Origin of the sequence: Bradyrhizobium sp. SEMIA (assembly GCF_014844175.1) — a bacterium.
In the GTDB taxonomy this organism is placed as follows: domain Bacteria; phylum Pseudomonadota; class Alphaproteobacteria; order Rhizobiales; family Xanthobacteraceae; genus Bradyrhizobium; species Bradyrhizobium arachidis.
Window position 1 is genome coordinate 5,027,173 of record NZ_CP046601.1, and the last position, 18,480, is coordinate 5,045,652.

The following is an 18,480-nucleotide window of genomic DNA, read 5'->3' on the forward strand; positions in this document are numbered from 1 at the left end:
GATGCAGGATGAACCGACGCCGATCGAGCTGACCAAGGCGGTCGCCGATTTCCTCCGGAGCGACATCACGCCGCTGATCTCCGGCCACCAGGCCTTCAAGCTGCGCGTCGCCATCAACATCCTCGATCTCGTCACGCGGCAACTGACGCGGGAAGAGGGGAGCGATGCTGCGGAGGCGGAGCGGCTGCGCGCGCTGCTCGGCATGGATGGCTCCGTCACGGAGCTCAACCGCGTACTCGCCGAGCGTATTGCAAAGGGCGAGGTCGATCTCGCCACGCCGGGGCTAGCCGAGCACCTGTGGGCGACCACGATGGACAAGCTCGCCGTCGATCAGCCGAATTACGCGTCCTACAAGCGGGAGCTTGGCCGCAATCCGTAGGATGGGTAGAACGCAGCGAAACCCATCATCTCGCACCTTGCGCTGTCATCGATGGGTTTCGCTGCGTTCTACCCATCCTACGCACTCTATCCTCCGTCATTCCGGGGCGTCGCGTAGCGACGAGCCCGGAATCCATTCATCCATTTTCACTGACGCTCGATCGATCCTGGGTTCGCGCCAAGTGGGCGCGCCCCGGAATGACCGCGCAAAAGCGCGGTCACTTCCCCATCCATTTCGGCGGCCGCTTCTCCGAGAACGCCTTCGGGCCCTCGATGTAATCCTGCGAGGCCGCCATCGCCTGCACGGCCGGATAGTCGCGCTGCTCCGCGATCGCCTGTTCCAGCGACACGCCGAGCCCGCGCTGGATGGCCTGCTTCGAGGCGCGGATCGACATCGGCGAATTCTTGGTGATCATCTCCGCCCAGCGCAGCGCGGCGGTGAGTGCTTCGCCCTGCGGCACCACCTCGTTGACGAAGCCGAGCTCATGGCCTTCCTTGGCGCTGACATGGCGGGCGGTGAGGATCATGCCCATGGCGCGCTTCAGGCCGATCTGGCGCGGCAGCCGGTGCAGGCCGCCGGCGAGCGCGGCAAGGCCGACGCGCGGCTCGGGCAGGGCGAAGGTCGCATTCTCCGCGGCGATGATGAGGTCGCAGGCGAGCGCGATCTCGAAGCCGCCGCCCATGGCGACGCCGTTGACCGCCGCGATGATCGGCTTGTCGCAATCGAACCGCGAGGTGAGGCCGGCGAAGCCGCCCTTGTCCCAGCCGCGCTTTCCGCCGGCCGCCTGCCACTTCAGATCGTTGCCGGCGCAGAACGCCTTGTCACCGGCGCCTGTGACGATCGCGACCCACTGATCGGGATCGGCGGAGAAATCGTCGAAGACCTTCTGCAGCTCGAAATGCGCATCGGTATGCAGCGCATTGTAGACCTCCGGCCGCGACAGCGTGATGATCGTGATCGGCCCCTTGCGTTCCACTTTCGAAAATTTCAGCTCCATCGCGCGCTCCCGCATTTTCTTCTGAAATGAATATTGGCGTCATACTACCGCGCGTTGGCGCCAGAGCACCATCGAATTGCGCGGGCACGCCTTGCGCATCTGGCACGTCTCGCCTTGCTTGATTTCTGCTTGCTTGACTTGAGCCCGCTCTTCTCACCTTAATCGTGCGAAGCAAGATCGCGCCTAGCGCCTTAACACAAAACGATAAAATCAATCCGGGAGAGAACCTGTGGATTTCTCATTGCCTGCCGATCTCGTCGCCTATCTCGGAGAGCTCGACCGTTTCATCGAACGTGAGATCAAGCCGCTGGAGGAGGCCGACGACAACATCCGCTTCTTCGATCATCGCCGCGAATGGGCGCGCACCGATTTCGAGAATGGCGGTCTGCCGCGCCATGAATGGGAAGCGTTGCTGCGCAAGGCCAAGGATCTCGCCGACGCCGCCGGCCATCTGCGTTTTCCGGTGCCGAAGCAATATGGCGGCAAGGACGGCTCCAACCTCTGGATGGCCGTGATCCGCGAGCATTTTGCCGCCAAGGGCCTCGGCCTGCACAACGATCTCCAGAACGAGCACTCCATCGTCGGCAACTTCCCCGTCGTCACCATGCTCGACCGCTACGGTCGCGACGATCAGAAGGCGATGATCGACGGGTCGATCAAGGGCAAGTACCGCATCACCTTTGGCCTGACCGAGCCGCATCACGGCTCGGATGCCACCCACATGGAGACACGCGCGGTGCCGGCGACCCGCGACAACGTCAAGGGCTGGATCATCAACGGCGAGAAGATGTGGACCACAGGCATGCACGTCGCCACGCATTGCGCGCTGTTTGCACGCACGTCGGGCAATGACGGCGATGCCCGCGGCATCACCTGCTTTCTCATGCCGGCCAAGAGCCCCGGCGTGAAGGTCGAAGAGTACATGTGGACCTTCAATATGCCGACCGACCATCCGCGCGTCAGTTTCACCGACGTGTTCGTGCCGGAGGATGCGCAGTTCGGCGAGGTTGGCCGCGGCCTGTCGCTGGCGCAATGTTTTGTCCACCAGAACCGCATCCGCCAGGCGGCGAGCTCGCTCGGTGCCGCCGTCTACTGCATCAACGAGAGCGTCAAATACGCGCGCGAGCGAAAGCCGTTCGGCCGGGCGCTCGCCGAGAACCAGGCGATCCAGTTTCCGCTGGTCGAGCTCGCCACGCAAGCCGAGATGCTGCGCCTCTTGATCCGCAAGACCGCCTGGGAGATGGACCAGCTCACCGAGGAGCAAGTCGAGCGCACGCTCTCCGACCGCGTCTCGATGTGCAACTACTGGGCAAACCGCCTCTGCTGCGAATCCGCCGACCGCGCCATGCAGGTCCATGGCGGCATGGGCTATTCACGCCACAAGCCGTTCGAGCACATCTACCGCCACCACCGTCGTTACCGGATCACCGAAGGCAGCGAGGAGATCCAGATGCGGAAAGTGGCGGGGTTCTTGTTCGGCTATATGGGGCCGAACAAGCACTGAGACTTGCACCGGTGCCGTAGGGTGGGCAAAGCGAAGTGTGCCCACGATCCCTCGAATACGGAACGAGATGGTGGGCACGGCGCGTTGCGCCTTTGCCCACCCTACGGGATTGCGCACATATCTCTCCCGAGTCGTCCCCGCGAACGCGGCGACCCATAACCCCAGCGAGAAGTTTGAGGCGAGATGGTAACTCCGAGTCTTCGCAAAACCCGATCCTGTGGTTATGGGTCCCGGGTTCGCGCTGCGCGCGCCCCGGGACGACAGCGGGGATCAATTCACCCGTCGATCCTTCCCCGCCCAATACGGCTCGCGCAACTGTCTGCGCAAAATCTTGCCTGACGGATTGCGCGGCAGGGCCGGCAAGAACTCCACGCTCTTCGGCGTCTTGTAGCCGGCGATGCGCTCGCGGGTGAAGTTGATGATGTCGGTGGCGCTCGCCTGCTTGCCCGGCTTCATCACCACGACGGCTTTCACTGCCTCGCCCCATTTATCGTCGGGCACGCCGATCACGGCAGCTTCCGCGACATCAGGGTGATCGCACAGCGCGCTCTCGACCTCGGCGGGGTAGATGTTCTCGCCGCCGGAGATGATCATGTCCTTGATGCGGTCGTGGATGTAGAGGTAGCCGTCCTCGTCCAGGTAGCCGGCATCACCCGTGCGCAGCCAGCCGTCGCCTCGCAGCGTCGCGGCGGTCGCCTCCGGCAGATTCCAGTAGCCGGCCATGTTAGAGCCCGAGCGCGTCGCGATCTCGCCGACCTCACGCGGCGGCAGTGGCCTGCCGTTCGCATCAAGTATCGCGATCTCGATGCCCGGCAGCGCCTTGCCGGCCGAGCGCATCCGCTCAAGCCCCTCGACGTGATCCTCCGGCGGCAGCGCGACGATGGTGCCGGTGGTCTCCGTCATGCCGTACATCTGCACGAAGCCGCATTTGAAGACCTCGATGCATTCCTTCAGCAGCGCCGCCGGAATCGGGGAGGCGCCGTACAGCATGTATTTCAGCCTGGAGAAATCGACCATCCTCGCGCGCGGCTGCCGCACCACGAACTGCATCGCCGCGGGCACCATGAACAGCTTTGTGATGCCGGACTGCTCGAAGAAATCCAGCACCTTGGTCGGATCGAACTCGCGCGCGATGACGCCGCGCGCGCCGTGATAGAGGCCCATCACGCCCCAGCCCGACCCGCCGATATGGAAGATAGGCATCGCGACCAGCGAGACATCGTCGGTCGACCACCGGTTCCACTCCGGCTTGTCCTCGGCATTGCCAGTTTGCACGAGGTTGAGGAAGTTCGCGTGGCTCAGCATCGCGCCCTTCGGCTTGCCCGTGGTGCCCGAGGTGTAGAGCTGGATCGCGATGTCCTTGGTGTCGATCGGCACCTTCCGATCGGTGCCGCTCTGCGCATCCCGCCAGGCTGTAAAATCCTGCCATTCCGGCGAGCCGCCTTCGGTCGTGATGACCGTGCGCACGCCTGGTATCTGGTCCCTGATCTGCGAGACCAGTGTGATGAACTCGGGTCCTACGAACAGCACCGGCGCCTTGCAATCGGCGACGATGAAGGCGACCTCGGGCCCGGCGAGCCGCCAGTTCACCGGCGCCATCACGACGCCCGCCTTCATCGCGCCCATTAGAAGCTCGAAATAGAGATCGCTGTTCTTGCCGAGATAGGCGATGCGGTCACCCTTCTTCACGCCCATCGCGAGAAGCGCGTTGGCGACCTTGTTGGTCTTGATGTCGAACTCGGCAAAGCTGGTGATACGGCCTTCGAACTCATAGGCGATGGCATCGCCGCGGCTCGTCGCGCGCTCGCGCACCATGTCGGCGAGGTTCGCCAATGGCTGTGTGGACATGTTTCTCCCGTGGCGTTTTGTTTTTTATGCCGCCGAGTGTGGCGTCATCCGCGGGCGAAGACAAGATGGGCCGCACTGTCGTCCCGGACAAGCGCGCCTTAGCGCGCGCCGATCCGGGACCTCCGCGCGAGCGCTTGCGCTCGTCGCGATAACCACAGGGAGTGGTTTTGCGAAGACTCGCAGTTGCCTGTCTCGCACTACAACTCTTCCCTGTGGTTATGGGTCCCTGCTTTCGCAGGGACGACAATTGCGGGTGGGGCGAAAGTGTCAGCCACTTACAAGCTTTCGCACATCTACCCCCGCTTCGCCCGGTCCTTCTCGTTCTGCGCCATGATGCTCTCGCGCGCGGCTTTCCAGTCGTCGTCGCTCCAGTCGCGCAGCTGGTAGAAATTGCCGCCCATCGCGAGCGCCTGCGCGCCGTCCATGGCGATGGTCTCGCCGGTGATCCAGTCGCAGCCGCCGGAGATCAGGAACACCGCGAGGTTCTGCAATTCCTCCATGGTGCCGACGCGGCCCATCGGGTTCATCGCCTTGGTCCGTGCACCGGCCTCATCGCCGGGCTTGATGCGCTTGCTCATGCCCTCGGTCGGGATTTCGCCCGGCGCAATGGTGTTGAGGCGGATGCCGTAGCGGCCCCATTCGGTGGCGAGCGACATCGTCATGGCATGGATTGCCGACTTGCTCATCGCCGACGGCACCACGTAGGGCGAGCCGTTGCGCACCCAGGTCACCGTGATCGACACGACATTGCCGGGCTGCTTCAAGGCGATCCAGCGCTTGCCGACCGCATGCGTGACGTAGAACGTACCGTGCATGACGATGTTGGCGACCGCATCGAAACCGCGCGGCGACAGCTCCTCGCTGCGCGAGATGAAATTGCCGGCGGCGTTGTTGATGAGATCGGTCAGCGGTCCGTCGCGGAAGATGTTCTCGATCATCTCCTCGACCGCGAGCGCGTTGCGGATGTCGACGCCGTGGCTGGTGACGCGGCCGCCATACTCGGCCATCAGCTCGGTCGCGGTCTCGTCGCACACGATCTTGCGCCGGCCGCAGATATGCACCTCGGCGCCGAGCTGGAGGAAGCGCGCCGCCATCGACTTGCCGAGCCCGGTGCCGCCGCCGGTCACGAGAATGCGCCGCCCGGCCAGAAGATTTTCCTTGAACATGGCTGTTTCTCCCGTACGGATTGTCAGTTAATTGGTCGATTGACTAAATCCGGCCGCCAGCTTCCTGTAAAGCGGCACTGAACAAGAACAGGGGAGAATTCGTCCATGGAAGAGCGCGTCTCGATTTCGATCTCGGAAGGCGTCGCCGACGTGCGGCTGGTGCGCGCGGACAAGATGAATGCGCTGGATCAGGCCATGTTCGAGGCCCTTGTCGCGGCAACCGAGCGGCTTTCGAAGGAAAAAGGCCTGCGCGTCGTCGTGCTGTCGGGTGAAGGCCGCGCCTTCTGCGCCGGTCTCGACATGGGGCGTTTTGCCGCCATGAAGGAGAAGGGCGGCAACGGAATTCCGGGTGGCGAAAATCGCGATCTCACCAAGCGGACTCATGGCCAGGCGAACTTTCCGCAGCAGGCGGTGTGGGGATGGCGCCAGCTTCCGGTTCCGGTGATCGCGGCCGTGCATGGCGTTGCCTTCGGCGGCGGCTTCCAGCTTTCGCTCGGTGCAGATATGCGCTTCCTCAGCGCAGATGCGCGCATGTCGATCATGGAAATCAAATGGGGCCTCGTCCCCGATATGGCGGGCACGCCGATCCTCGCTTCGCTGGTGCGCGATGATATCCTGCGAGATCTCACCTTCACCGGTCGCATCTTCTCCGCGCAGGAGGCGATGGCTTACGGTCTCGCGACGCGCATCTGCGACGATCCGCGCGCTGCCGCGTTCGAAGTCGCGCGCGAGATCGCCGGCAAGAGCCCTGATGCGATCCGCGCGGCGAAGCGCCTGTTCAACAACCTCTCGGTCGATCCGGGTCCTGCGCTGCTCGCCGAGTCCGTCGAGCAGCAGAAGCTGATCGGCAGCGCGAACCAGACCGAGGCGGTGCGGTCGAATCTGGAGAAGCGCGCGGCGAAGTATGCGGATTAGTCTCCCGTCATTCCGGGCGCCGCGTGAGCGGCGAGCCCGGAATCCGATAACCCGGCCTCGTGGTTATGGATTCCGGGCCTGCGCCTTCGGCGCATCCCGGAATGACGAGCGTGGTTGTGGCTACTGTTCTAACCCGACGAAAGATCGGAAAACAATAATGAGCGAAACGTCCCCATTCCTCGGCATCGTCTCCGGCGAGCGTCGTCGCAGCCACGCCGAAGTCGCCAATCGCGCCGACCGCATCGCCTCCGGCCTTGCCAAAATCGGCGTCCGACAGGGCGATTGCGTCTGCATGCTGATGCGCAATGACATCGCCTTCCTGGAAGCCGCCTACGCCGCGATGCGGCTGGGTGCCTACGGCGTGCCGATCAACTGGCACTTCAAGCCGGAGGAGATCAACTACATCCTTGATGACACCGGCACCTCCGTGCTGATCGGGCATGCCGACATGCTGCACGCCTTGCGCGATGCGGTTCCGAAAGCCGTCACCGTGCTCAGCGTGCCGACGCCGCCGGAGATCCTGTCCAACTACAAGATCGATCCCGATCACCTCAAGACGCCGGACTTCGCCATCGATTTCGAACCCTGGCTCGCGCAATTCCAGCCCTATGAGGGTCCGGTCGTGCCGCAGCCGATGAACATGATCTACACGTCAGGCACGACAGGCCATCCCAAGGGCGTGCGGCGCAACGCGCCGACGCCGGATCAGCAGGCCGCCGGCGAGCGCATGCGCGCGATGATCTATGGGCTGAAGCTCGGCGCCCGCGCGATCCTGCCGGGGCCGCTCTATCATTCCGCGCCGAACTCGTTCGCGTCCGCGCCGGCAAGCTCGGCGGCGCGCTGGTGCTGATGCCGCGTTTCGAGGCGGAGGAGTTTCTCGCGTTGATCGAGAGATACAAGATCGACACCATCTTCACGGTGCCGACCATGTTCATCCGCCTGATGAAGCTACCAGAAGAGGTGCGCAGGAAATACGACGTCTCTTCGCTCCGCCATGTCATCCACGCCGCCGCGCCGTGCCCGGCCGACGTCAAGCGCGCCATGATCGAATGGTGGGGGCCGGTGATCTACGAATTCTACGGCTCGACGGAATCGAGCGCCGTCACCTTCGCGACTTCCGAGGACGCGTTGAGGAAGCCGGGCACGGTCGGCAAGATTTCGCCCGGCGCCGAGCTGCGCTTCATCGGCGAGGACGGAAGCGAGCGCGGCGTCGGCGAGATCGGCGAGATCTATTCCCGCATGGCGGAGCTAGCCGACTTCACCTACCACAACAAGCCGGACAAACGCGCCGAGATCGATCGCGGCGGCTTCATCACCTCGGGCGACGTCGGCTATATCGACGAGGACGGCTACGTTTTCATCTGCGACCGCAAGCGCGACATGGTGATCTCGGGCGGCGTCAACATCTACCCGGCCGAGATCGAATCCGTGCTGCATGCCGTGCCCGGCGTGCATGATTGCGCGGTGTTCGGCATCCCCGATGCCGAGTTCGGCGAGGCATTGATGGCGGTGGTGGAACCGCAGGCTGGCGTCGCGCTCGATGCCGGCGATGTCCGCGCACGGCTGAAGACCTCGCTCGCCGATTACAAAGTGCCCAAGCACATCGAGATCCGCAGCGGGCTGCCGCGCGAAGACTCCGGAAAAATCTTCAAGCGCCGCCTGCGCGATCCCTACTGGGAGCAGGCCGGGCGGAAGATCTGACAATTCAACGAGAACCCGTAGGGTGGGCGAAGCGAAGCGTGCCCACCAAATTCGCTTACGGAGACAGATGGTGGGCACGGCGCAAGCGCGCCTTTGCCCACCCTACGAGACTGCGCGATCCCTATTGGGAGAAGGCGGGACGGAAGATTTGGCGCAGGCGACAGGAGCGAGGGCCGTGCCCGGCGCCCCTAAACCAGCTCCCCGCCCACGAACAGCAGGAACGACCGCCCCGGCACCTTGTAGATGCTGTCGAACTCGAACCGTGCCCCGGATCCGCCGTCGCCGACATTGGTATCGAGCAGCAATGACCAGCACGGGCCGGCCGAAGTGTGCGGCAGCTTGAAGTCGACTTCGCCCTCATAGCTGTTGAGGATGATCAGCACGCTGTCGTCCTCACCGCGGCGCGGGATCGCGGTTTTTCGCGCGCGGCCGTCGAGCACGACGCCAAAGCATTTCAGCCAGCCGGTCTGCCAGTCCGCGCTCGACATCTCGCTGCCATTGGCATTGACCCAGACCACGTCGCGGATGTCGAGCTTGGTGTCGTGCACGCCGGTGAGGAAGCGGCTGCGGCGCAGGATCGGATAGTCACGGCGGAGCTGGATCACGCGCTTGGTGAAGGCGAGCAGCTTCTGCGAATCCTCGCCCATGCTCCAGTCGAACCAGGAGATGTCGCTGTCCTGGCAATAGGCGTTGTTGTTGCCCCGCTGGGTGCGGCCGAACTCGTCGCCGCCGAGCAGCATCGGTGTGCCCTGCGACAGCAGCAGGGTTGCCAGCATATTGCGCTTCTGCCGTTCGCGTAGCGCAATGACGTTCTTGTCGTCGGTCGGGCCCTCGACGCCGCAATTCCAGGAACGGTTGTTGGAATTGCCGTCGCGGTTGCCCTCGCCATTGGCCTCGTTGTGCTTGTCGTTGTAGCTCGCCCAGTCGTTCAGCGTGAAACCGTCATGCGCCGTGATGAAGTTGACGCTGGCCCAGGAGCGGCGGCCGCCCCAGCGGCCGAAGATATCGCCGGAGCCAAGCAGCCGCGTTGCGAGCGCGGAGGGCGGCGCCTCGCCGCGCCAATAGTCGCGCGCGGTGTCGCGAAATCTGTCGTTCCACTCCGCCCAGCCGGGCGGGAAGCCGCCGACCTGGTAGCCGCCGGGTCCGCAATCCCAGGGTTCGGCGATCAGCTTGACGGTCGACAGCAGCGGATCCTGGTCCATTGCCTTCAGGAAGCCGCTCTCCTCGTCGAAGCCGTAGACCTCGCGGGCGAGAATGGTGCCGAGGTCGAAGCGGAAGCCGTCGATATGCATGTGGCCGGCCCAGTAGCGCAAGGAATCCATCACCATCTGGATCACGCGCGGATGGGAGAGATTGACGGTGTTTCCGGTGCCGGTGTCGTTGATGTAGTAGCGCCGACGGTCCGGCAGCAGGCGATAGTAGCTCGCATTGTCGATGCCCTTGAAGGACAGCGTCGGCCCGAGCTCGTTGCCTTCGGCGGTGTGGTTGTAGACGACGTCGAGGATCACCTCGAGCCCGGCGCCGTGCAGCTTCGACACCATCTCCTTGAATTCGCGCAGGCTGTTCGGCACATCGGAGGCATAGCGCGGATCGGGCGCGAAGAAGCCGATGGTGTTGTAGCCCCAGTAATTGACGAGGTTCTTCTTCAGCAGATTGTCGTCGTTGACGAAGGAATGGATCGGCAGCAGCTCGATCGAGGTTATGCCGAGCGAAGTCAGATAGGCGATCAGCTCAGGCGCAGCGAAACCGGCATAGGTGCCGCGAAGGTTCTCCGGCACACCCGGGTGCTTCTTCGTGAAGCCTTTGACATGGGTTTCGTAGACGATGGTCTCGTCCCAATGGACGTTCTGCCGCGCCGCTTCGGCCTGCCAGTCGAAATCGGGATCGACTACGACGCATTTCGGCATGAACGGCGCGCTGTCGCGCTCGTCGAAGGTGAGGTCGTCGCCGCTCTCCATCTTGTAGCCGAACACCGCCGGATTCCAGTTCAGGCTCCCGGCGTGCGCGCGGGCATAGGGGTCGAGCAGCAGCTTGTTCGGATTGAAGCGATGACCGCCGTCCGGCTGATAGGGCCCGTAGACGCGGTAGCCGTAGAAGGTGCCGGGACCGATGCCGGCGATGTAGCCGTGAAAGACCTGGTCGGTATATTCCGGCAGCTCGAAGCGATGTGTTTCTCGCTCGCCGTCGAACAGGCAGACCTCCACCTTGGTGGCGTTGGCGGAGAACACCGCAAAATTCGTGCCCCTGCCGCTCCAATGCGCACCCAGCGGATAAGGCAGGCCTTCCTCGATGATGAAATCGGACATGTGAATCCCCAGGCCCCGATGGCCGCGACGCCAACGCCATCGCCTGCCGAATGTTTCAAGCGGCGTGCCATTCTGGGCGCTACGTGCGTCAATTCAATGAAGCGAGAGCGGGTGACGCGTTTTGAGGCAATGTCTTCGCAGCGATGACTTTCGCACCTATATAGGCGGGGTCATCGACCCGCGGATAAAGCCATGTCCCCCGTTTCCATCCTGCTCAACATTCTCTGGATTCTCATCGGCGGCGCCTGGATGGCGTTCGGCTGGCTGGTGGCTGCGGTCATCATGGCCGTCACCATCATCGGCCTGCCCTGGGCGCGGGCGGCGTTCAACATCGCCGTCTACACGCTGCTGCCGTTCGGCTCGCGCGCGGTCAATCGCTACGACGTCACCGGCGAGAGCGATATCGGCACCGGCCCGCTCGGGGTGATCGGCAACATCATCTGGTTCGTGCTCGCGGGCTGGTGGCTGGCGCTCGGCCACCTCGTGACCGCGCTGGTGCTGGCGATCACCATCATCGGCATCCCCTTCGCATGGGCCCATCTGAAGCTCGCCGGCATCGCGCTCTGGCCGATCGGCAAGGTCATCGTGCCGGCCTAGGGCATGATCCGGAAAAGTGCGACGCGTTTTTCCGAAAAGATCATGCCTAAACAACGACCTAGAGCGCGAGGACGATTATCTTCGCGCTCTAGCCCTCTAGGTGTGCGCCGCCCCCAACTTCGTCTTGCGCTGCGGCAAAAAACTTGCACACTCGGTCAGCCGGGGAGCCATAGGGAGCTCTACTTAAGGGGAGCGAGCCAATGTCCCTCCAGACCATACCATCCGACGCGCCTGATCACCGCTCCAACCGCCCTGAGGACGTTCAGGCGCTGGAGGCGGACGCGCGGCTGCGCGACGATATCCGCCTGCTCGGGCGCATTCTTGGCGACACCGTGCGCGACCAGGAGGGCGCCGACGTGTTCGACCTGGTCGAGCGCATCCGGCAGACCTCGATCCGGTTCCACCGCGACGAGGACCGGCTTGCCCGCCGCGAGCTCGAGCAGATCCTCGACAGCATGTCGACCTCCGAGACGGTGCGGATCGTCCGCGCCTTCAGCTATTTTTCCCACCTCGCCAATATCGCCGAGGACCAGAACAACATCCGCCAGATGCGCGCCGGCAAGGGCGGCGGCTCCGGTGTGCTGGCGGAGACGCTGGCCCATGCCAGGGCCGCGGGCATCAACTCCGACACCTTGCGCAGCTTCTTCAAGAGTGCGCTGGTCAGCCCGGTCCTGACCGCGCACCCGACCGAGGTCCGCCGCAAGAGCACCATGGACCGCGAGATGGAGGTGGCCGCGCTGCTCGACCGCCGCGAGCGGGTCGCGCTGACCGCGGACGAGGCCGCCGCCAGCGATGAGCAGCTCCGCCGCGAGGTGCTGACGCTGTGGCAGACCAATCTGCTCCGCCGCACCAAGCTCACCGTGCTCGACGAGGTCGCCAACGGCCTGTCATTCTACGATTACACCTTCCTGCGCGAGGTGCCGCGGCTGGTCAACGTGCTGGAAGACCGGCTGGAGGAGGGCGGCGAGGCGGCCGCGAGCGAGCTCGCCTCGTTCCTGCGCATGGGCAGCTGGATCGGCGGCGACCGCGACGGCAATCCCTTCGTCACCGCCGACGTGATGCGCGGCACGCTGCGGCTGCAGTCGAGCCGGGTGATGCAGTTCTATCTGAACGAGCTGCACGTGCTCGGCTCGGAACTGTCGATCGCGGCGCATCTCGCCGACGTCTCCGAGGAGCTGCGTACGCTCGCGGAGCGCTCGCCGGACACCTCGCCGCACCGGAGCGGCGAGCCCTATCGTCTCGCAGTCTCCGGCATCTATGCGCGCCTGACAGCCACGGCCGAAAAGCTCGAGGTCGAGATCACGCGCCGGCCGGTCGGCAAGGGCAAGCCTTACGAGAGCGTCAGGGAATTGCAGGCCGATCTCGACGTGCTGCATCGCTCCCTGATCTCCAACAACGCCCGCGTCATCGCCCGCGGCCGGCTGCGGCTGCTCCGCCGCGCGGTGGACTGCTTCGGCTTCCATCTGGCGCGGCTCGACATCCGCCAGAATTCGGCTGTGCACGAGCGCACCATCGCCGAGCTGATGGACGCCGCCAACCCCGGCATGTCCTATCTCGCGCTCGGCGAGGACGCCCGCATCTCGCTGCTCACCAATGAGCTGCGCTCGACGCGCGCACTGGTCTCGCCCTTCGTCAAATACAGCGACGAGACCATGGGCGAGCTCAACGTCTTCCATGCCGCCGCCGAAGCGCATGCGAAGTTCGGCTCGGACGCGATTCCCCAATGCATTATCTCGATGTGCAAGGGCATGTCCGACATGCTCGAGGTCGCGGTCCTGCTCAAGGAAGTGGGGCTCGTCCATCCCTCCGGGCGCAGCGCCATCAACGTCGTGCCGCTGTTCGAGACCATCGAGGATCTGCAGGCTTCCTCCGGCATCATGGACCGGATGCTGTCGCTGCACGACTACCGGCGCCTGGTCGACAGCCGCGGCAGCGTGCAGGAGGTCATGCTCGGCTATTCCGACTCGAACAAGGATGGCGGCTTCGTCACCTCGGGCTGGGAGCTCTACAAGGCCGAGATCGGGCTCGTCGAGGTGTTCGAGCGCCATCACGTGCGCCTTCGTCTTTTCCACGGCCGCGGCGGCTCAGTCGGCCGCGGCGGTGGTCCGAGCTATGATGCCATCGTCGCGCAGCCCGGCGGCGCGGTGAACGGCCAGATCCGCATCACCGAGCAGGGCGAGATCATCTCGTCGAAATATTCCAACGCCGAAGTCGGCCGCAACAATCTGGAGATCCTCGCAGCCGCCACGCTGGATGCGAGCCTGCTGCAGCCGCGCCAGAGCGCGCCGCGCCGCGAATATCTCGCCGCGATGGACGAACTTTCCAACCTTGCGTTCAAGGCCTATCGCGGCCTCGTCTACGAGACCGAGGGCTTTGTCGATTACTTCTGGGCCTCGACTGTCATCAACGAGATCGCGACGCTGAACATCGGCAGCCGTCCGGCCTCGCGCAAGAAGACCCGCGCGATCGAGGACCTCCGCGCCATCCCCTGGGTGTTCTCATGGGCGCAATGCCGCCTGATGCTGCCGGGCTGGTACGGTTTTGGCAGCGCGGTCGAGCAGTGGATCGCGGCGCATCCGCAACAGGGCATGCCGTTCCTGAAAGAGCTCTACAAGGAATGGCCGTTCTTCCGCATGCTGCTGTCGAACATGGACATGGTGCTGGCGAAAAGCTCGATCGCGATCGCCTCGCGCTATGCCGAGCTGGTGCCGGACGAGGGCTTGCGCGAAAAGATCTTCGGCCGCATCCGCCGTGAATGGCATTCCTGCATCGAGACGCTGCTCGACATCATGGGGCAGGACCGCCTGCTGCAAGGCAATCCGTTGCTGGAGCGCTCGGTGCGCCACCGCTTCCCCTATCTCGATCCGCTCAACCACGTGCAGGTCGAGCTTTTGAAGGAGCACCGCGCGCAGAACCCGGACGAGCAGGTGCTGCGCGGGATTCAGCTCACCATCAACGGCATCTCGGCGGGGCTAAGGAATACGGGGTAGGGCGAATAGCGAAATGGCGAATAGCGAATGGAGTCCACTCGCCATTCGCTACTCACCATTCGCCTCACTCAACAGAAATGCGCCCCCTGCGTCTCCACATAGACCGAATACAGCGACTGGCTCGCGGTCATGAACAGGCGGTTGCGCTTCTTGCCGCCGAAGCAGAGGTTGGCGCAGGTCTCCGGCAAGAGGATCTGTCCGATCCGCGCGCCGTCGGCCCCCGAGAACACCTGCACGCCGTCATAGCCGGGGCCAACCCAGCCGGCGCCGACCCAGATGTTGCCTTCGGTGTCGACGCGCAATCCGTCCGGGAAGCCTGATTTGCCCTCGAGCTTCATGTCGATCAGCTTCTTCGGGTTCGACAGCTTGGGTCCGTCGATGTCGTAGGACCACACGACATTCTCCGCTTGCGGATAATGCGTGATGCCGGTGTCGCAGACATAGAGCTTCTTGTAGTCGTGAGAGAACGCAATGCCGTTCGGCTTGAACGGCTCGTCGGCGACTTTCGCGACTTGCCCCGTCTGTGCGTCTAGCCGGTAGACCGCTTCCTTCTGGTACGGCTGGAGCGAGCCGGTATTGGCGAGCTTGCCCTCGTAGATGCTGATCGCACCATAGCCGGGATCGGTGAACCAGATCGCCTTGTCGTTGGGATGCACCACCATGTCGTTCGGGCCGTTGAGCGGCTTGCCGTTCGCTTGCTCGGCCAGCGTCGTCACCGCGCCGTCGTGCTCGTAGCGGACGAGGCGGGTCCGCTCTGCGGTGATCTGGCGTCCCTCGGTGTCGAACGAGTTGCCGTTGGCCTCGTTCGACGGCTTGTGGAACTGCTCGGAGATGTGGCCGTCGTCGTCGAGATAGCGCAGTTGCCGGTTGGCGGGGATGTCGCTCCAGACGAGATATTGCCCCTGCGCATTCCATGCCGGTCCTTCCGCCCACAGGCAGCCGGTGTAGAGCCGCTTGATCGTGGTGTTGCCGACCTTGGCTTTGAAGCGTTTGGGGTCGATGACGAGGATGTCGGGGTCGGGATAGCGCTGCGGCTCGGCATTGGCGCCGAAGTCGCGGGCGTCGGCCTTCGAGGCGAGCAGTGTGGTTGCGGCGACGGTCGCCGCGCCCTTGAGGAGCGTGCGGCGACCGAGACCGCCGGTTGCAATCGTGTCGTCGGAGTTGGTCAGTATTCTTGTCATGGTTTCCTCCCAAAGTTTGTTGGGAGGACACCATTCGCCCGCATTCAGGCATAAAACGGGGCGATCTCTGGACAAGACAACCAGGGATCGCAGCGCAGGGATGCCAAAAATGTGGCTAGACGGAAATCCTTACACGGGGTCCCAGGGGAAGATGTCGGCGGAACGGTCGAGCTTGTAGAACGAGCCCTTCAGCGCCGGCATGCCGTGTTCCGCGATCGACTGCGGCGTCCAGCCTTCGCTCCGGTGCACCGAGCGCAGCGGGCGGTTCTGGCTGAACAGGAACAGCTCGTTCATGCGCGCGCCAAAGATCTGCCCGGTGACGTCCTTGGCGGCATCGGAGAGCAGATAGGCGCAGATCGGCGCGATCTTCTCCGGCCCCATCTGCTTGATCTTCTCGACGCGCGCCTTCTCGGCTTCGGTCTCGGTCGGGATGGTGCCGATCATGCGGGTCCAGGCGAACGGCGAGACGCAGTTGGAGCGGACGTTGAAGCGGCCCATGTCGAGCGCGATCGACTTCGACAGCCCGATGATGCCGAGCTTGGCGGCGGCGTAATTGGCCTGGCCGAAATTGCCGATCAGGCCCGAGGTCGAGGTGAAGTGCACGAAGGAGCCGCTCTCCTGCTCGCGGAAGATGCGCGCCGCGGCATGGCTGACATAGAACGAGCCCATCAGATGCACCTTGATGACGGCCTCGAACGCTTCCACGCTCATCTTGTGGAAGATCATGTCGCGCAAAATGCCGGCATTGTTGACGACGCCGTCGAGCTTGCCGAAATGATCGGTCGCGGTCTTCACGATCTTGCTGGCGGGCACGGCTTCTGCCACCGACTCGAAGTTGGGGACTGCGATGCCGCCACGCTTCTTGATCTCCTCGACCACTTCTTCCGCGGGGGTGGCGCTGGTGCCGGCGCCGTCGGCGGCGCCGCCGGGATCGTTGACGACGACCTTGGCGCCTTCGGCGGCACAGAGCAGCGCGATCTCGCGCCCGATGCCACGGCCTGCGCCGGTGACGATGATGACCTTGTCCTGCAGTGATTTGCTCATGTGGGTTCTCCGCTAGCCGTTCCAATTTCCGCCGTCATTCCGGGGCGCGCCTCTTGGCGCGAGCCCGGAATCCATACTCCCGATCGTGGTTATGGATTCCGGGCCTGCGCCTGACGGCGCATCCCGGAATGACAGCCACTACCTCTCGTTCGTAAACACGATCGTGCCACTCGCCGCGAACATGCCGCCGACGCCGTGGCACACCGAAATCTTCGCGCCAGCCACCTGCGCCGGTGCGATCCCGCGCATCTGGCGCACGCTCTCCTGGAGCGCGTACATGCCGTACATGCCCGAATGCATGTAGGAGAGGCCGCCGCCATTGGTGTTGAGCGGCAGCTTCCCGCCGGGTCGCGTATTGCCGTCCGCGATGAATTTGCCGGTTTCCTCATACGGCATGAAGCCGAGGTCGCCGAGCCCGAACAGCGGTAGATGCGCGAACGCGTCGTAGATCATGAGATGATCGACATCCCCGTGGGCGATACCGGCCTCCTTGAAGGCCAGCGGCCCCGCGGTCTTGAACGCGCGCGAGGAATTGAACGTCTCCATCTGGCTGACCATCGGCGTTTCCACGCTCTCGCCGGTACCCATGATGTAGACAGGCTTCCTTGGAAAATCCCTGGCGCGGTCGGCCGAAGTCAGGATCAGCGCGCCGCCGCCGTCGGTGACGAGGCAGCATTGCAGGAGCCGGAACGGATAGGCGATCATGCGCGAATTGAGGACATCGGCGACCGTGATCGGGTCCTTCATCATCGCGCGCGGGTTCTTCGCCGCCCATTCGCGCTGCACCACGGCCACCGAGGCGAGCTGTTCGTGCGTGATGCCGTAGGTCTTCATGAAGCGCAGCACGGGGATCGGGAACATGCTCGGCGGGCCGTAGACGCCATAGGGCGCCTCGAACTGGCCGTTGAGGCTGTCCGCGGGCGTCGAACGTGGCTGCTTGCCGATCATCGACTTGCCGCTTTCGGCATGGGTGATCAGCACGGTCTTGCAGAGACCAGCCTCGATCGCTGCGGCCGCGTGGCGGACATGCAGCATGAACGAGCAGCCGCCGACCGAGGTGCCGTCGACCCAGGTCGGCTTGATGCCGAGATAGTGGCAGACCTGCTGCGGCGTTTCGACCGCGGTGGCGAAACCGTCGATGTCCAAGAGCTTCAGCCCGGCATCGGCGATGGCATTGAGCGCCGCATCCGCGTGCAGCTGGAGCTGCGACATATTGGGGATGATTCCGAGCTCGGTGGTCTCGGCCGCGCCGACGACGGCAACCTGGTTCTTGCGCATGGTCTTACCCCTTCGCCGGACGGAAGACGGGGAGGGTGATCTTGTCGTCCAGCTCCTGGAACGCGACCTCGAGCTTCATGTCGAGCTCGAGCGCCTCCGGCGTCTGCGGGCAGTCGATGATGTTGCTCATCATCCGCGGGCCCTCGTCGAGCTCGACCACCGCGATGGCGTAAGGCGGCGTGAAGCCGGGCGCGGCGGGCCGGTGGTTGATCACGTAGCTGTAGAGGAAACCCTTGCCACTCGCCTTGAAGATGCTGACCTTGCGCGAGGCGCAGGATGGGCAGAACGGGCGCGGCGGGAAATAGACATGCGCGCAGGCGTCGCAGCGCTGCAGCCGCAGCTCGCCGGCTTTCGTGCCGTCCCAGAAATGCTGGGTTTCCGGCGTCGGTTTCGGTCGCGCGCGCTGCGGTTCGGCCATCTCGGAACGCCCTCCCAGGATTTCTTTTGACAAGGGCAGGCTTGACGCCCGCCTGTTTCGGTCTTGATGCGACAATCGACCATGGCGCGTCAACGGTCCAGCAATGCGCATGCATGCCATCATGCGCACAATGCTTGTGTCGAACTGAGCCAGCGC

General features: G+C 64.1%; 13 protein-coding genes and 1 pseudogene. 6 read left to right on the forward strand and 8 right to left on the reverse strand.

Going from position 1 to position 18,480, the window contains the following annotated elements; translation table 11 throughout:
• Position 1 precedes the first annotated feature (1 nt).
• A complete protein-coding gene (locus FOM02_RS24555) occupies positions 2 to 379 on the forward strand; it encodes a DUF6285 domain-containing protein (RefSeq protein WP_027558637.1) in 378 nt (125 codons plus the stop codon).
• Positions 380 to 596: 217 nt separating this feature from the next.
• Here the strand turns inward: FOM02_RS24555 and FOM02_RS24560 are convergent, their stop codons facing one another.
• On the reverse strand, positions 597 to 1,376 hold the full coding sequence (locus FOM02_RS24560) for an enoyl-CoA hydratase-related protein (RefSeq protein WP_027558638.1): 780 nt from the start codon (positions 1,374 to 1,376) through the stop codon (positions 597 to 599).
• 229 nt (positions 1,377 to 1,605) lie between these two features.
• Between FOM02_RS24560 and FOM02_RS24565 the strand changes: the two genes are divergently transcribed.
• Positions 1,606 to 2,880, forward strand: coding sequence for an acyl-CoA dehydrogenase family protein (locus tag FOM02_RS24565; RefSeq protein ID WP_027558639.1), 1,275 nt, complete (start codon positions 1,606 to 1,608; stop codon positions 2,878 to 2,880).
• A gap of 270 nt (positions 2,881 to 3,150) precedes the next feature.
• On the opposite strand, the gene FOM02_RS24570 is transcribed toward FOM02_RS24565, so the two are convergent.
• On the reverse strand, positions 3,151 to 4,728 hold the full coding sequence (locus FOM02_RS24570) for a fatty acid--CoA ligase (RefSeq protein WP_027558640.1): 1,578 nt from the start codon (positions 4,726 to 4,728) through the stop codon (positions 3,151 to 3,153).
• A 293-nt stretch (positions 4,729 to 5,021) separates the two neighbouring features.
• Positions 5,022 to 5,894: an SDR family oxidoreductase gene (locus FOM02_RS24575; RefSeq protein ID WP_027558641.1), complete on the reverse strand. Its 873-nt coding sequence runs from the start codon at positions 5,892 to 5,894 to the stop codon at positions 5,022 to 5,024.
• A gap of 105 nt (positions 5,895 to 5,999) precedes the next feature.
• Between FOM02_RS24575 and FOM02_RS24580 the strand changes: the two genes are divergently transcribed.
• A complete protein-coding gene (locus FOM02_RS24580) occupies positions 6,000 to 6,809 on the forward strand; it encodes a crotonase/enoyl-CoA hydratase family protein (RefSeq protein ID WP_027558642.1) in 810 nt (269 codons plus the stop codon).
• Positions 6,810 to 6,966: 157 nt separating this feature from the next.
• Positions 6,967 to 8,510 (forward strand): annotated as a pseudogene (locus FOM02_RS24585) (acyl-CoA synthetase).
• A 188-nt stretch (positions 8,511 to 8,698) separates the two neighbouring features.
• Here the strand turns inward: FOM02_RS24585 and glgX are convergent.
• A complete protein-coding gene (gene glgX / locus FOM02_RS24590) occupies positions 8,699 to 10,816 on the reverse strand; it encodes a glycogen debranching protein GlgX (protein WP_027558644.1) in 2,118 nt (705 codons plus the stop codon).
• A 192-nt stretch (positions 10,817 to 11,008) separates the two neighbouring features.
• Here glgX and FOM02_RS24595 point away from each other — a divergent pair, with 192 nt between their 5' ends.
• Positions 11,009 to 11,413, forward strand: coding sequence for a YccF domain-containing protein (locus FOM02_RS24595; RefSeq protein WP_027558645.1), 405 nt, complete (start codon positions 11,009 to 11,011; stop codon positions 11,411 to 11,413).
• 200 nt (positions 11,414 to 11,613) lie between these two features.
• Complete coding sequence (gene ppc, locus FOM02_RS24600) at positions 11,614 to 14,403, forward strand: phosphoenolpyruvate carboxylase (RefSeq protein ID WP_027558646.1); 2,790 nt, start codon at positions 11,614 to 11,616, stop codon at positions 14,401 to 14,403.
• Positions 14,404 to 14,471: 68 nt separating this feature from the next.
• Here ppc and FOM02_RS24605 read toward each other — a convergent pair whose 3' ends face one another.
• The 4 genes from FOM02_RS24605 to FOM02_RS24620 form a co-directional block, all read right to left on the reverse strand.
• Entirely contained in the window at positions 14,472 to 15,584 is a 1,113-nt protein-coding gene (locus FOM02_RS24605) for an SMP-30/gluconolactonase/LRE family protein (protein WP_027558647.1), read from the reverse strand.
• 129 nt (positions 15,585 to 15,713) lie between these two features.
• Positions 15,714 to 16,628 carry an SDR family oxidoreductase gene (locus FOM02_RS24610; protein WP_027558648.1) on the reverse strand — a complete coding sequence of 305 codons (915 nt, stop codon included), beginning with the start codon at positions 16,626 to 16,628 and terminating at the stop codon, positions 15,714 to 15,716.
• A gap of 138 nt (positions 16,629 to 16,766) precedes the next feature.
• Positions 16,767 to 17,906 (reverse strand): thiolase C-terminal domain-containing protein, encoded by a 1,140-nt coding sequence (locus FOM02_RS24615; RefSeq protein WP_027558649.1) that lies wholly within the window; start codon positions 17,904 to 17,906, stop codon positions 16,767 to 16,769.
• A gap of 4 nt (positions 17,907 to 17,910) precedes the next feature.
• Complete coding sequence (locus FOM02_RS24620; RefSeq protein ID WP_027558650.1) at positions 17,911 to 18,324, reverse strand: Zn-ribbon domain-containing OB-fold protein; 414 nt, start codon at positions 18,322 to 18,324, stop codon at positions 17,911 to 17,913.
• Positions 18,325 to 18,480 lie beyond the last annotated feature (156 nt).